Here is a 14,623-nt window from a genome sequence, read left to right on the forward strand (position 1 = left end):
TCGGGTGAAAGGCGTTCCTCATTAGGGTAAAGCGCGGGCAGCCGCAAAGCGACCGCCCGCGCAACGATGTGCATGGGGTTCTATCTGGTGGCCACTACGGCGTCGCCAGCCTTGACCTCACCGGTGGCAAGCTGGTCGACCGAGGCATATGCGTCGGTGTTCGTGATGACGAGCATCGTCGTGGCCGCCTTGCCAGCGGCCTCGATGGCGGAGAGGTCAGCGTCCATGAGGACGTCGCCGCGCCTTACGCGGTCGCCCACCTTGGCGTGAGGCGTGAACGGCTCGCCCTTGAGCTCCACCGTGTCGATGCCAATGTGGATGAGGACCTCGGCGCCGGAGTCGGAGAGAAGCCCCAGGGCGTGTCCGGTCTCGGCGACAACGGTCACCGTGCCGTCGACGGGCGAGACGATCCGGCCGTCCGTGGGCTCCACGGCAATGCCCTTGCCCATGGCGAGAGAGGCGAAGACGGGGTCGGAGACATCTGCGAGCGCGACAGCGGTCCCCGTGGCGGGGGAGCCGATGGTCTCGGGGACGACACCAGCGGGAGCACCTGCTGCCTCGGCCTTCTCCTCGGCCTCGAAGGCGTGGTCCTCGTCAGCCGCGGCAGCGGTCTCGGCGGCCACCCTGCCTGCGTCTGCCGGGGGCTGCTCGTCGCGGTAGACCATGGTGGTGAGCCCGAAGGCAACGCCAAAGGCGACGGCGAACATGATGATGTACTGGACGGGCTGGGCGATGCAGAGCAGGATGCCAAAGATGCCAGTGACACCGATGCCCGTGGCGGCGAGCTGCGTGACGGAGCAGATGAAGGCGCCCACGGCGGCGCCGATCATGCCACAGACGAAGGGCTTCATCTTGGGGAGGTTGACGCCGAAGATGGCCGGCTCGGTGATGCCCAGCAGGCAGGAGATGCCGGAGGGTACGGCGAGGGCCTTGGTCTTCTCGGAGCGCGTCCTGAGCGCCACGGCCAGGCAGGCGCCGCCCTGCGCGATGTTGGCGGCCGATGCGATGGGCAGCCAGTAGGTGACGCCCAGGTTGGAGAGCATGCCGATGTCGATGGCGGTGTACATCTGGTGCAGGCCGGTGACCACCGATGGGCTGTAGATGAGGCCGATCACGATGGCACCAATGCCAAAGGGCACGCTGAGCAGGAACTGCAGAAGGCCGAGGATGTTGTTCTCGAGCCACACGAAGATGGGGCCGATGAACAGGATGGTGATGTAGGCGGCCAGGGACACGGAGACGAGCGGCGTCACGAAGAGGTCGAACATCTCGGGGACGACCTTGTGCAGGCGCTTCTCGAAGAAGCAGAGGATCCAGACGCCCACGAGGATGGGGATGACGTGGCCTTGGTAGCCAATCCACTGGATGCTGTAGAGGCCAGGGATGACGTCGAGTACGGGAATGGAAGTGATGCCGGGAACCTTGCCAGCCAGGATATTGGCGACTTGGTTGGCATTGATGAAGTCGGAGCTGATGAGTAGGGCACCGAACGATGCACCAAGGTAGGGGTTGCCGCCGAAGACGGTCGCCGCTGAGAAGCCGAGCAGGATCTGCAGGTTGGCAAGGGCGCAGGCATTGATGAGCCCAGCGATCTTCCACCACACGTTGGTGGTGTCGAGCACAAAGAGACCGGCGCCCTCGGGGGCGGGGGTGCCCATGAACTGGATGGCGCTCATGATGCCCATGAGCATACCGGAGGCCACGATGGCGGGGATGATGGGCACGAACACGTCGGAGAGCACCTTGATGGCGCGCTGGAACGCATTGCCCTGGTTGGCGGCGGCCTCCTTGGCCTCGGCCTTCGTGGCAGCGGTGACGCCGGACTGCTTGATGAACTCGTCGTAGACCTTATCGACGGTGCCGGTACCAAAGATTACCTGCAGCTGGCCGGCTGCCTGGAAGTTGCCCTTTGCACCAACGACGTCATCGAGCTTGGCCTTGTCAACCTTCGAATCATCGGCAATGACCAGGCGTAGGCGTGTGGCGCAGTGTGCGGCCGAGACAATATTGCCCGAGCCCCCAATGGCCTCCAAGACCTCACGCGCCGCCTGTGCGTAATCCAAAGCCATGCATGCTCCCTTCCCCTCTTGGTTTCGTAGATGTGGAACCGTTCCCACAATAGATTTCATGGAGTAAAAAGTTATTTAAACTAGTTACTTATGAAATCGTTCTCACAGACTCAATGGTAGTCAAAGGCTGGCCATGCAAATGTGGATTGTAGGAATAACGGTGAGTGGTAGAAAAGCAGACGCGAACGGTACGACATCATTGCGCTGGAGCTAGCGCGTGCTGGTGCGCGCATAGATTTCGTAGCCCATGCGGAGTTCGCGGGGGACACCATCTCCGTCGGTCATGGCATCCACCAACATCTTTGCCGCTTCGACGCCGCTCGTTTGGTAGTAGAAGTGCACCGTGGTGAGGCTGGGGATCATGATCTTCGAGAGCTTGGAGTCTCCCACACCTGTGACCTGGACGTCTTCGGGGATGCGCTTGCCGTACTCACGCAGGCAGGTCATGGCGCCAAAGGCGATGTCATCCGTGGCGCAGACAAGCGCGTCAACATCGGGCACGGCGTCGAGGACCTTCTCGGCGCAGAGATAGCCTGAGTCCACCGTGAACGTGGCGCTCTGCTGGGCCTCGGGAGCTACGACCACGCCCATGCTGCTGCAGGCGTCGAGGAACGCACGATGCCGCTCGAGGCCTGCCGCCACGTCCTTCTCGTACACCCCTATGTAGCCAGGCTTGTGCGCGGTCTTGAGAAGCGAGTGCGTGAGGTCGTAGACGGCGTGGTAGTCGTCCTGGTAGACGCATGAGTGGGCATCAAGGCGCTGGCCCAATATGACCACGGGGATGTTAAGCGAGTCGATGGCACGATGGTGCGCGTGGGTGAAGACCGTTGCGATGAGGATGATTCCGTCGACCTTGTTGCGCTCGGCAAAGAGGTTGAGGTAGTCGACCTCGACCTTCTCGTCGTTGTCCGTGTTGGCGAGAAGAACCTGGTAGCCGTCTCGACTCAGCACCTTGGTAATGCCAGCTACCATGCGGCCGATGGAGTGCGAGTTGACCTTGGGAATGATGACGCCCACGAGCTTGGTCTTGCCCGTGCGCAGCGTGCGTGCCTGCTGGGAGGGGACATACCCCGTCTCGTTAATCACATGCGCGATGAGCTCACGCTTCTCCTTTGAGACATAGCCGTCGTTGAGGTAGCGCGAGACCGTCGCCCGGGAGACCCCGGCGAGCTTTGCAATCTCGTTTATGTCCACGTCTACCTGCCTTCCGTTTCCCTGTGGATCCCCCGCGCGTCCTGAGAACGATACCAGACGAAAAGGGGCAATGCCTTACGAAAGCGGTGAGGGGTGTGGGGTAAGCTTTTGGACGGAGCGTCGCTCGTGTGGGTGACAAGGAAGGAGCGCACCATGCTGATGGAAGACGTGCGCGAGCGCATCGTCGCGTTTGGAAAGCGGATTGCTACGGAGGGCCTTGCCGTTGGGACGAACGGGAACCTCTCGGAGTATGACCCCACGACTGGCCTTATGGCCATAAGCCCCTCCGGGCTTGGGTACTTCGATACCACGCCCGAAGACATCGTGGTGCTTCGCCTGGACGGCACTGTGGTTGAGGGCACCCGTCGGCCGTCCTCCGAGGCGCCGCTGCATGTCGAGGTCTATCGTCGTCGCCCTGCGGCTCGCGCTGTGGTACACACGCACTCGCCCTATGCGACCACGCTGGCTGCACTCGCCGAGCCCATTCGCGCGGTGCACTTTACGATTGCAGACTCCGGAGCCGAAGAGGTGCCCCTCTCGCCCTATGCTACCTTTGGCACACCGGAGCTTGCCGCCTCGGTGGGCAAGGCCTTTGGTGAGCACCCCGAGACAAGCGCGGTGCTCATGGAAAGCCACGGCCTTGTCGCCTGTGGGCCCAATATGGCTGCTGCGTTCGGCTTGGCCGTCAACCTGGAGTTTGTTTCGCGCATCCAATGGCAGGCCGAGTGCGCGGGCACGCCGCGCGTGCTCTCGGGTGAGGAGGTCATGGGCGTCGCGAAGCGCTTTGAGGTGTATGGTCAGCCTGCTGATGGCAAAGAATAGTTGCCCCGTGCGGGAGTGCATGGGTGTGTCTGCTGGGTCTTCCCCCAAGTGAAGGAGCATGTGATGGACGAGAACCACGTGAACGGCTGGCCGTTGCGCTTTGACTCCGAGGGGCACTTCCGCGTGCTGCAGCTCTCCGACATCCAGGAGGTCTCGCATGTGCGCAACGACACGATGGCGCTTATCCGCGCGGCCCTCGACGAAGCGCGGCCGGACCTTGTGGTGCTCACCGGCGACCAGATCAAGGGCTATGCGATGGAGTTTTCGCTTGCCGATGGCGCGGCGCGTGCCCGCACGGTGGTGCGAAAGGTCTGCTCCCCCATGATCGAGCGGAACATTCCGTTTGTTGTCACCTACGGCAACCACGACCGCCAGTGCGGCGTTGGGAACGAGGAACAGGAGGGCTGGTACAGGGCCATTCCCGGGTGCGTGAACGAGCTTGTGGCATCTCGCGAGCCCGCGCTCTACCGTAGTGCCGGGACGCTTGCCGTGCCTGTGTTGTCGCACGGTCGAGAGGACATCTGCCTTGCCGTGATGATGGCAGACTCCGGTGCGGGCACGGGTGTCGGCGGCTACGAGCCCTTTGACCCCGCCGTGACCTCATGGATCACAGGCTGTGCGCACGACCTTGCGGAGCGGATGGGACACCAGGTGCCCTGCATTCTCTACCAGCACATACCGCCTGCCCAGGTATATGACTGCCTGTGCGACGCCTTTGGTGCCGAGCGTGGCGTCCCGGGGTTTCGCGCCCACTACCGACCCGGCCACACGCTCGTTCCCATCGACGACCTGCGGGTGTCCGGAGAGCTTCGGGAACCCGTGTGCGGTTCCGACACGGACACCGGCGAGATTGCCGCCCTCGCTCGCGAGGGAAGCACGTTTGCGGTCTACTTTGGCCACGATCACAAGAACACGCTTGTCTGCCGCTGCGGCGACATCGACCTTGGCTATGCACCCGCCGCCGGCTTTGGCTCCTACGGGCCAGGCACCTCGCGTGCGGCTCGTCTCTTCATCTTTGACGAGCAGGACCCTGCGCGCTATGTGACGCGCCTTCTCACCTACGCGGAGCTCGTTGGTCCTCGAACGGAGCGCCCCCTTACGGATTGGGCGTCCGAGCGGGTCCCCCTCACGGCGGAGGAGGCTCGCGAGGCGGTTCGCCCTGCGTTGCCGGCGCTTGGTGCGGCGGCGGTCGCGGCGCTTGCGCTCGGTGTGGCAAAGCGGCAGAGGAAGGGCAGGTAGATGGCCGAGAAGAAGCAAGACGAGATCGTCGGCCGCAGTCTTGCCATGCTCAACGTGAGGCGCACCGTCCTGGTGACGCTGCCCTTCATGGGGGCGCTCACGTTCTGGCAGGCCTACGACGGCCTGGTCCCCCTCATGCTCAAGAATACCTTTGGCATGGGCGATACCTCGACCGGCGTTTTTATGTCGCTCGACAACGTGCTGGCGCTCTTCATGCTCCCACTCATGGGAGCGCTTTCCGATCGCACGACTACGCGGTGGGGCAGGCGTACGCCGTTTATCGTTGTGGGTGCGCTTCTCGCTGCGGCGCTGACCCCGCTTATCGCAGTGGCTAACGGCATGCACAACCTGCCACTCTTTGTGACGGTGCTCGTAGCGACGCTTGTCGTGCTCTCAATCTACCGTTCTCCCTCCGTGGCGCTCATGCCCGACGTCACGCCGCGTCCGGTGCGCAGCAAGGCCGACGCCTTCAACTCGCTTATGGCCGCCGTGGGCGGCGTCATTGTGCTTGTCGCCATCTCGCTGCTTGTCCCTGCCGAGGAAAATCCGGACTACATTCCCGTCTGCCTCGTCATCTCCTTCATGCTTTTGATGACGACCATCATCTTCATGGTGTTCTTCCGCGAGCCTAGGGAAGTCGGGGCGATGCACCACGAAAGTGCCGAGCTCGGCATCCCCGAGGATGAGATTGAGGCCTCTGACGAGGGTGGCAAGGAGCGCGAGAAAGATCCGGTGAGGAGGCGCTCCCTTGTCTGCGTGCTTGCCTGCGTCTTCTTCTACTTTATGGCGAACAATGCCGTGACCAGCGGAATTTCTCGTTACGCAGACGTGGTGTGGGACATGGCCGGGGGTTCCTACGCGCAGGTGCAGACTGTGGCCACGCTTGCGGCGATTGTCGCCTACATGCCCATGGCCGAACTCTCCTGCAGGATAGGGCGAAAGGTTACGACCTACGTTGGCATTGCGCTTATGGTGGCGTCCCCGCTGCTCATCTCAGGTGCCTCAGAATTCTCAATCATCATCTACATGTGGGTGGCCGCCTTTGGCATAGGTATGGCGACGGTATCACTCACCGTGTATCCCATGATCATGGAGCTGGCGAGCGCCAACTCGACGGGGCGCTACACCGGGCTCTACTATACGGCAAGCATGTCGGCGCAGATAGTAACGCCCATTCTTTCCGGTGCCGTCATGCAGTTTGTGGGCTACCGATATCTCTACGTCTACGTTGCGGTTTGCGCTGCTATCTCGGCCGTGCCACTGCTGTTCGTGAAGAATGTGGACTCGCTCACCATGGATGAGGTGCGCGAGCGCCAGGCTGCTGCAGGAGAGGGGGAGCCTGGGTGACGCCACCGCATGCACCAGTGACGCCGAAAGGCCCCCTTCCGACGTGATGCATAGAGAGAGACCCTCCGGCGCCGGGTTCACGCCGGGGGTCTCTCTCTATGCAGTTCAAACGCTGGCCGATAAGGGCTATGCGCCGAGAAACTACAGTGCGCAGGACCAGCGGACGTTCTCGTCGTCTAGCTTGGTAGGGTCAAAGTCGTCCTTCACAAGGCGAGGCCCGCTAAAGCGACGGTCGCGCACGACCTTGGCCGGAACTCCCGCAACTGTCACGTTGCACGGGACGTCGTGGACGACAACCGAGCCAGCGGCAATCTTGGCATCGTCGCCAACGGTGATGTTGCCAAGGACAATGGCCCCGGCACCCACCATGACGTTGCTGCCGAGCGTGGGGTGGCGCTTCCCACCGTGCTTGCCGGTCATCCCCAGGGTCACACCCTGGTAGATAAGGCAGTCATCGCCAATGATCGACGTGGCGCCAATGACCACGCCAATGCCGTGGTCAATCGAGAAGCGCCTGCCAATCTGCGCGGAGGGGAAGATGTCTGCCCCAAGCTTGCGACGGGTACGCTTGGCAAGGAGCAGGGCCAGCCCCTTCATGCCGTGGGTGTAGAGCCAGTGGTGGCGCCTATACGTCCAGACGATGTGGGTCCCCGTGGAATAGAGCACGATGTCCCAGATCGAGGTGGCCGAGGGGTCACGCTCAAGCGCCGCATAGGCGTCCTCGCGCATGACCTCGTGAAGCGGCATCTCGTCAACGGTCCGCGTGTCCTCGGCAGAGCTGGCTGCGCCGACAGGGCGGGTCATAGGGCGGGCGTCCATTAGAGGTCCATCGAGAGGTAGCGCTCGCCCGTGTCGGGGAGAATTGCGACAATGACCTTGCCGGCGTTCTCGGGACGCTTGGCAAGCTCGACGGCAGCGGCCACCGCCGCGCCCGAGGAGATGCCAACGAGCAGGCCGTAGTCTGCCGCGAGGCGCTTCTTGATGTCGATGGCGGTCGCAGAAGTGACGGGCACAACCTCGTCAACAACGGAGGCGTCATAGGTCTTGGGGATGAAGCCAGCACCGATGCCCTGGATCTTGTGGGAGCCAGCGGGCTTGCCCTCGAGAACCGCGGACTCTGCGGGCTCGACGGCGATACCCTTAACGGAAGGCTTCTTCTCCTTGAGGAAGCGAGCGGTTCCGGAGATGGTGCCACCGGTACCAACGCCTGCCACGATGAAATCGACCGTGCCCTCGGTGTCCCTCCAGACCTCGGGGCCGGTGGTCTCGTAGTGGGCCTGCGGGTTGGCGGGGTTTTCAAACTGGCCGGCAACGATGGCGCCCGGGGTCCCCTGACGGAGCTCCTCGGCCTTGGCAACGGCGCCCCTCATGCCGTCCTTGCCAGGCGTGAGAACGATGCGTGCGCCATACGAGGCGGCAAGCTTGCGGCGCTCAATGGACATGGTCTCAGGCATAACGAGAACCATCTTGTAGCCACGTGCCGCAGCGAGCATGGCCAGGCCCACGCCGGTGTTGCCTGAAGTGGGCTCAATCACAGTGCCGCCGGGCTTCAGGCTGCCGTCCTTCTCGGCCGCGTCGAGCATCGCGCGAGCGATGCGGTCCTTGACGGACCCGCCTGGGTTCGTGGCCTCGTATTTGCCATAGATGGTTGCTGCGCCATCCACGAGCCCCGAGAGGTCTACGAGGGGGGTTGAGCCAATGATGGCTTCGATCTTCCTTGCTGCCTTCATCCTGCTACTCCTTGTGCGTCTGGTGACGAGGCAAGTCGGCTGCTCCCAATGGGGCTCCTCCGCCGGACAACTCGTCACGAACAAGGGTGACACTTATAAACCCACTGTACAAGTAGGAATTAATGAACGGAAACAAAATCCTATTTTGGTGGTGGGGTATTTCCGTCTCGCCTACCACAGGTTGCAGTCCGTTGACTTACTTCGCACAAGATGTTGTTACGTCGAAGCAGAAGACGACCGCACACGGAGAAAAACGAACCGCCTGCATGAAGCCTGCTGCATTTGCTGTCCAAGCAGCAATGTGAGCCGGGTAGACTATACCTGTATGCACAGGGCCATGAGTTCTCGGCTCGGGATGGCAATCTTTGTGAGGGATGCCATGTACTCGAGTTACCCCATCCAGACGGGGGAGCGCCAGAGGCGGGGAAGCGCCGGTGCGCCGTATGGGCGCTCGGTCGCCCTCACAAGGCCTCGCGCAACTGCCTCCAGACGCCAGCGTGTTCGCAGAGGCGCTGCCGCAAGACCGCATCCCCGCGAAGACACGTCGTGCTTCGCGGTTCAGCATGCTGCTGCGGCGAGAAACGCCCGCATCCACGAGGCACCCATCCCGCAGCTGCCATCCTACGTGGCACGCCATTCTCGCCCACGGCCAGTCTCCACGTTTCCTGTGGTTGCCGCTGTGCTGGTCATCGTTGCCATTGTGCTTGCGGTGATTGCCTAGCTGGGGCCGTGTCAGTAGAGTGGCAGGTCTCCCGTGATGGGGTCGATCTTCTCGGCGGGGAGAGGCTCGAATGCCAGGCAGGTGAGCGTTGCCTCTCCGTGGAACTCCGTAAGTCCCGCGTCACGCACGAGCGCTACGGCAAAGCCCTGCTCACGGCCCTTCTCGGCAATGTCGAGCAGCGCGTCCTCAGAGTCCACGTACACGCAGACCTTGGCCACCCCCGAGTCAAACCAGTCAGAGAGGGGAGTGGAATCTGCCTCCGGGTGGTCGAGGTAGACCCAAACCGGCGTCCCGTCCGGTGCGGTACGAACCCGCACCTGGTCAGGACGTCCCTCGCGGGCAAGTGCCATAAGCGTCGCCTCCACGCATGCATGCCCCGCCTGAGCCGCGATCTTTCCCTTGCGCATCTTGAGGTCTCGCCTCATGACGATCATTTGCTTGGACTTGTAGCCTGTCATGGAATTCCTTACTGTTGCGACGATACGTAGCTGCTGTCGATGGTGATCTTGCAGACTGCCTGCGGGTATCTTGCCGTGACGATCCTCGAGATGGCCTGCTTGAGCTCGTCGTTGGCCATTGCAAGGTCGTGCGGGCGCACGCAGTCAAAGATCACGTTTGTGTGCGTTGGGCCTGGTACCGTGCGCAGGTCGTGGATGGTAAGACGGGGGTCAATCTCGCGGATGTGGATGGAGATCCAGTGGCGCATGTCGGTGACGCGTGGGTCGTCTGTCACAATTGGGTCGTAGTGCAAGGTCATGACCAGACCCTCCTTAAGGAAGGCCTGCTCGATGTTGTCGAGAAGGTCGTGACTTGCAAAGACGTCGCCCTCGCCTGCCATCTCGACATGGGCACTTGCAAATTGGCGGCCTGGACCGTAGTCGTGGACCATGAGGTCATGCGTTCCCAGAACGCCGGGGTAGCCCATGATCTTGTCGTGGATGTGGGCGATGAGCGCCGGGTCGGGCGCGCGGCCCAGAAGCGGGTCGATTGCATCACGCACAAGCGAGAAGCCGCTCCAGCAGATGAATGCGCCCACGATGGTGCCGGCAATGCCGTCGAGGTCAATGCCTATGAAGTATGAGACGATGGCAGCTGCGAGGACGGCGCCCGAGGTGATGACATCGTTTCTCGAGTCGATGGCAGTGGCCGAGAGCGTCTCGGACGAGATGCGCTTGCCTATCGAGCCGTTGAAGACGGCCATCCACGACTTGACGGCCATCGAGAGCACGAGAACCGCAACGACTGCTGGCCCAAACTCCGGGGGCTCGGGAGAGACGATCTTCTGGATTGACGTGATGATCAGGTTGATGCCAACGGCAAGCACGAGTGCGGCAACGGTGAGCGAGGCTAGGTACTCAAAGCGGCCGTGACCGTAGGGGTGCCCATCATCTGCGGGTTTGCTTGCCAGCTTAAAGCCGAGAAGTGCGACGATGTTGCTCGAGGCGTCAGACAGGTTGTTCACGGCGTCTGCCACGATCGAGACCGACCCAGCGACAATGCCCACGGTGCCCTTTACGATGCAGAGCACCACGTTACACACGATGCAGACGATGCCAGCAAACTGTCCATAGCGCGCTCTGCCTTCGGGATCCGTTGTGCTTACGCTGGCGAGAAACCTCCGCACAAGCCACTCTGTCATCGCTGCCATCTCCTTTCGGTGGGTTGCTTGGGCCATTTGGGCATGAGTCTAGTCCTTTTCGCAAGCTAGGGCCTGGAGTTCCCCAAGCGTTGCGTTTCCGCCGCATGCGAATCTGTCACGAATCTGACGGCTTGGGTCACTTTTCGTGCTTTGCGCAGGTCATACGATGCGTCTTGTTAGCTCTGCCCCAGTACCGAGCGGTCTGGCACCCTCTATGGGCCAGAAATGAGTACGTGTGTTCGCATATCATCTCCATGTGCGAAGCCTTGTTGGTAGGGGGTGCTATGGGAATCACAGGCATGCTGGGCCTTCGCCTCCTGGTGGCGTGCGTGCTGTGCGCATGCGCTGGGGGAGGCGTGGGCCACGTTGCGGCCAAGCGCGAGCTTGGGGGATGGACGGCAGGTTCGAGAGCCCTGGTGTCTCTCTGCGGCGCACTGGCGGGGGCCTGTGTGGGCCTTGCTGCCGAGGGGCTGCCAGAGATGGTTGAGCTTCTTGTGCTGATCGTGGCCCTTCTCGTGTGCAGCGTGACCGATCTTGGGAGGCGCGTCATACCCAACTACGCGGTGGCGTTTCCCGTCGTCGTTCGTGGGGTGTTTCTCTGTCTGGTTGCCATTGGCGCGCTGGGAGACGATGGGGTCGGTGCCCATGTCTTTGTCGGTGTGGGAGAGGCGCTCGCGGGCGGGGCTGCGGTGCTCGCCGTTCTCGCCGGGACATGTCTAGCCTGGGCTCGAGTGAGGGGAAGCCCTGAAGGGGGTATTGGGGGAGGAGACGTCAAGCTCCTCTCGGCATGTGCGCTGTATTTTGGGCCTATGGGTGGCATGGCGTGCGTTGCGCTCTCGTGTCTGCTTGTGTTGGCAAGCTGTGCCGGTGTGTGGCTCGCCTGCCGCATGCGGAGCAAGGAGGCCTCATTTCCATGTGCTTTCCCGCTTGCCCCAACCATCATGTCATCGGTGCTCATTCTGACCGCCTACCGAGCATTATGACCGTTCGCACCTTGTGTTCCTTACGTTTGATTGCATAAAAAGTTTTTTAGTGTTGGGAGGGCCGTGGTAGTCGTAACATAAGTGGGCCACTGGCGGTCCCCCCCAATACCCGTCAGCGGTTCGGCTGGGACCCGCGCTTCGCGCCGCTCCCTGTCGAATGGTCTTGCCCTTCGAGTGCGCGGCCTCGCGCCCCGGTGTCCCCCCTACGTCGGGGCGCCTGATGGCCGCAATGTCGGTGCGCTCGCATCGCGTTACACTCGTGGGGCAAGGCCTGTATGTGATTCGGCCATGGCTGTTTGGGGGATTGCGTGATCAAGCTCATCCTTTCAGATTTAGACAACACCCTCGCATGGGCGGGAGAGCATGTCGTTACGCCGTATGCCCGTGATGCCATCCATGCTGCACAGGCTGCGGGCGTGCACTTTGCCCCTGCTACGGGAAGGGCCCCCTCGGCCCTTACCTGGATGTTCGACAACGACGAGGCCTGCCTCTCAACGGTGCTGGCTGACAATGGCCAGCTCATCTACGTAGATGGCAAGCTCGTCCACGAGGTCCCGCTCGGCTGTGAGGCGCTCCGCCAGTGTGCCAGGGTGCTTGACAGCATGGACGATGCCTGGCTTGTTCTCGACTATGTCGGCACGGGCGAGCAGTATGCCGTGAGGGCTCCCGCGGACTACCTCGAGAAGTACCGGGCGCCATACTTCTTCGTGGTGACAGGCAGTGTCGATGAGGTTCCGGATCGTCCCGTCGTGAAGGCAAACGTGCGAGTCGTGGGCGATTTTGTTCGCGGCCGAGAAGTTCGCTCCGTACTCAAGGAGGCATGTCCCGAGCTCGACTTCGTCTTTCCCATGCAGGAGCGCCCGCACATCGACATCCTTCCTTCGGGGTGGGACAAGGGCGCCGCTGGGGAATGGCTCGCCCATAGCCTTGGCCTCACGAACGATGAGGTCTGCTGCTTTGGTGATGCCGAGAACGACCTGCCCCTCCTCACGCGCTTCGAGAACTCCGTGGCGGTGGGCAACGCTACGCCGGTCGCAGCCCAGGCGGCTCGCTGGCACATCGGTCGCGCCGACGAGGATGCGGTGGCGGATGCCATCTTTGACATTGCCCGCTCCACTGCGGCAGGGGAGATGCCCTCGTTCATGCGCGGCTAGTGCGTGATGGGCGGCCGTGGCAACGTGCCCCGACTTCTCGGTAGCCATTCCGTAAACCAATCGAAGCGCCCGTCTGGCCGGGTTTAGTATGTGTCGTTACAAGCTCGGGGTCATTTCTGTGCGATGGGGGAGTTATGAGGATCACTGATAAGCTTGCGGCAGGGCAGACGCTCTCGTTTGAGATCTTTCCACCCAAGGGAGAGATGCCGCTTGAGGAGGCCTATCGAGTTGCATCCCAGATTGCCGAGAATAGGTCCGACTGGATTTCGGTGACGTATTCCGCGGGAGGCTCGAGGAACTCGGCAAACACCGTTCCCATTGCTGCCAGGATCGAGGGTGACCTTGGGGTTACCGCGCTGGCGCACCTCACCTGCATGGGCGCAACCGCTGCCGACGTTGACGCCTACGTGGATGGACTGCGCGCGGCTGGCATCCAAAACGTACTGGCGCTCCGTGGCGACCGCAGGCCCGGCTCGGACGTGGTCGACTTTGCGCACGCCTCAGACCTCATCGCTCACCTGCGAGAGACGGCGCCCTCGCTCTGCATCGGTGCCGCATGCTATCCCGAGGGCCATGTCGAGTCCGCCTCCCTCGATGAGTCTATGCGCACCCTGCGCATCAAGCAGGAGTCGGGGACAGACTTCCTGGTCTCGCAGCTCTTCTTCGACAATGACGACTTCTATCGCTTTCGTGAGCAGTGCCTGCGCTACCGCATCAAGCTTCCCGTTGTGGCTGGCATCATGCCCTTCACGAGCATCAAGCAGATTCAGCGCATGGCATTCAGCTGCGGCGCGTCCATCCCAGCAAAGGTCGTGAAGCGTCTCGTGCGTGCAGGGGATGACCCGGTGGACCAGGCGCGCGCCGGTATCGAGTACGCCTGCGAGCAGATTTGCGACCTTGCCAAGAACGGTGTCGACGGCATCCACATCTACAGCATGAACCATCCGGAGATTGCCCGCGCCACCCACGACGCCCTTGCAGCCATGGGCTACTTTGGATGATCCCATGGTCGAGTCGTACACCATAGATTCAATCGACCGCTCCGAGGTGCTGCGCTACCTGGGCTATGCGGGCCAGGAGATGACGCCCGAGCTCGAGGGGCGTATCGGCAGCGGTGCGAGCCGCTGCCTCTCCATTGGCACCCCTCGCGGTGTCTGGCGCATCTTCGATGCCGAGGGGCGCGGTACCAAGGAAGACGGCACGCCCTACGTTCGCCTTGCTGGTACGCCTCTGGAGCTTCTCGGCACGTCCATGCAAAAGCACATGGACGGTGCCGTTGCGGTTGGTGTCATGGCGGTGACCGTGGGCATGGGGGTCGAGCGCGAGCTGCGTCGCCTCTCGCTCACTGACCGCGTTGGGCAGGTTGTCTTTGACGCGGCAGCAACAACGCTGGTCGAGCGCGCGGCCGATGCCTGTGAGGCATCCATCGTATCGGCGGGATACGAGCGTGGCCTCTTTGCCAACTCCCGCTTTAGCCCTGGCTACGGTGACATGCCCATGACAACGCAGCCCGTGCTCCTCCAGGCCCTCGATGCCCAGCGACAGCTTGGCATCACCCTTACAAATACCCTGCTCATGGTACCAACCAAGAGCGTGACGGCAGTGGTTGGCCTCTTCGAGGCCATCCAGCCATCGACGCACGCAACCTGCGCCGGCTGCTCCTGCTTTGACTTCTGTACCATTCGGCCCACCGGCCACACCTGCCGCGGATAGCGGCGAGAGGAG

Annotated in this window: 14 protein-coding genes; 8 read left to right on the forward strand and 6 right to left on the reverse strand. The window is 62.3% G+C overall.

Annotated features, from left to right (window positions below):
- Positions 1-80: 80 nt before the first annotated feature.
- Both ACO59D_RS04800 and ACO59D_RS04805 read right to left on the reverse strand, forming a co-directional pair.
- Positions 81-2,069 (reverse strand): PTS sucrose transporter subunit IIABC, encoded by a 1,989-nt coding sequence (locus ACO59D_RS04800; protein ID WP_485125991.1) that lies wholly within the window; start codon positions 2,067-2,069, stop codon positions 81-83.
- Between the two features lie 210 nt (positions 2,070-2,279).
- Positions 2,280-3,263: a LacI family DNA-binding transcriptional regulator gene (locus ACO59D_RS04805; protein ID WP_130812874.1), complete on the reverse strand. Its 984-nt coding sequence runs from the start codon at positions 3,261-3,263 to the stop codon at positions 2,280-2,282.
- 93 nt (positions 3,264-3,356) lie between these two features.
- Between ACO59D_RS04805 and ACO59D_RS04810 the strand changes: the two genes are divergently transcribed.
- From ACO59D_RS04810 to ACO59D_RS04820, 3 genes are all read left to right on the forward strand, one after another.
- On the forward strand, positions 3,357-4,085 hold the full coding sequence (locus tag ACO59D_RS04810; RefSeq protein ID WP_485125992.1) for a class II aldolase/adducin family protein: 729 nt from the start codon (positions 3,357-3,359) through the stop codon (positions 4,083-4,085).
- 63 nt (positions 4,086-4,148) lie between these two features.
- Complete coding sequence (locus ACO59D_RS04815) at positions 4,149-5,324, forward strand: metallophosphoesterase (RefSeq protein WP_485125993.1); 1,176 nt, start codon at positions 4,149-4,151, stop codon at positions 5,322-5,324.
- Positions 5,325-6,671, forward strand: coding sequence for an MFS transporter (locus ACO59D_RS04820; protein ID WP_485125994.1), 1,347 nt, complete (start codon positions 5,325-5,327; stop codon positions 6,669-6,671). It begins immediately after the preceding gene.
- A gap of 141 nt (positions 6,672-6,812) precedes the next feature.
- Here ACO59D_RS04820 and epsC read toward each other — a convergent pair whose 3' ends face one another.
- Complete coding sequence (epsC, locus tag ACO59D_RS04825) at positions 6,813-7,475, reverse strand: serine O-acetyltransferase EpsC (protein ID WP_485125995.1); 663 nt, start codon at positions 7,473-7,475, stop codon at positions 6,813-6,815.
- Between the two features lie 14 nt (positions 7,476-7,489).
- On the reverse strand, positions 7,490-8,401 hold the full coding sequence (cysK, locus tag ACO59D_RS04830; RefSeq protein WP_485125996.1) for a cysteine synthase A: 912 nt from the start codon (positions 8,399-8,401) through the stop codon (positions 7,490-7,492).
- A 355-nt stretch (positions 8,402-8,756) separates the two neighbouring features.
- Here cysK and ACO59D_RS04835 point away from each other — a divergent pair, with 355 nt between their 5' ends.
- Entirely contained in the window at positions 8,757-9,122 is a 366-nt protein-coding gene (locus ACO59D_RS04835; protein ID WP_485125997.1) for a hypothetical protein, read from the forward strand.
- Positions 9,123-9,133: 11 nt separating this feature from the next.
- Here ACO59D_RS04835 and pth2 read toward each other — a convergent pair whose 3' ends face one another.
- Positions 9,134-9,580, reverse strand: coding sequence for an aminoacyl-tRNA hydrolase (gene pth2 / locus ACO59D_RS04840; protein WP_485125998.1), 447 nt, complete (start codon positions 9,578-9,580; stop codon positions 9,134-9,136).
- Positions 9,581-9,588: 8 nt separating this feature from the next.
- Positions 9,589-10,761 (reverse strand): cation diffusion facilitator family transporter, encoded by a 1,173-nt coding sequence (locus tag ACO59D_RS04845; RefSeq protein WP_485125999.1) that lies wholly within the window; start codon positions 10,759-10,761, stop codon positions 9,589-9,591.
- A gap of 284 nt (positions 10,762-11,045) precedes the next feature.
- On the opposite strand from ACO59D_RS04845, the gene ACO59D_RS04850 reads away from it, so the two are divergent.
- From ACO59D_RS04850 to ACO59D_RS04865, 4 genes are all read left to right on the forward strand, one after another.
- Positions 11,046-11,744 carry a prepilin peptidase gene (locus ACO59D_RS04850; RefSeq protein ID WP_485126000.1) on the forward strand — a complete coding sequence of 233 codons (699 nt, stop codon included), beginning with the start codon at positions 11,046-11,048 and terminating at the stop codon, positions 11,742-11,744.
- Between the two features lie 308 nt (positions 11,745-12,052).
- Positions 12,053-12,898, forward strand: a complete 846-nt coding sequence (locus ACO59D_RS04855) for an HAD family hydrolase (protein WP_485126001.1) — start codon at positions 12,053-12,055, stop codon at positions 12,896-12,898.
- A gap of 134 nt (positions 12,899-13,032) precedes the next feature.
- Complete coding sequence (locus ACO59D_RS04860) at positions 13,033-13,899, forward strand: methylenetetrahydrofolate reductase (protein ID WP_485126002.1); 867 nt, start codon at positions 13,033-13,035, stop codon at positions 13,897-13,899.
- Positions 13,900-13,903: 4 nt separating this feature from the next.
- The gene (locus ACO59D_RS04865; protein ID WP_485126003.1) at positions 13,904-14,611 is read left to right on the forward strand and encodes a vitamin B12 dependent-methionine synthase activation domain-containing protein; all 708 of its coding nucleotides are present in this window, start codon (positions 13,904-13,906) and stop codon (positions 14,609-14,611) included.
- Positions 14,612-14,623 lie beyond the last annotated feature (12 nt).

The organism is Tractidigestivibacter sp., assembly GCF_057241865.1.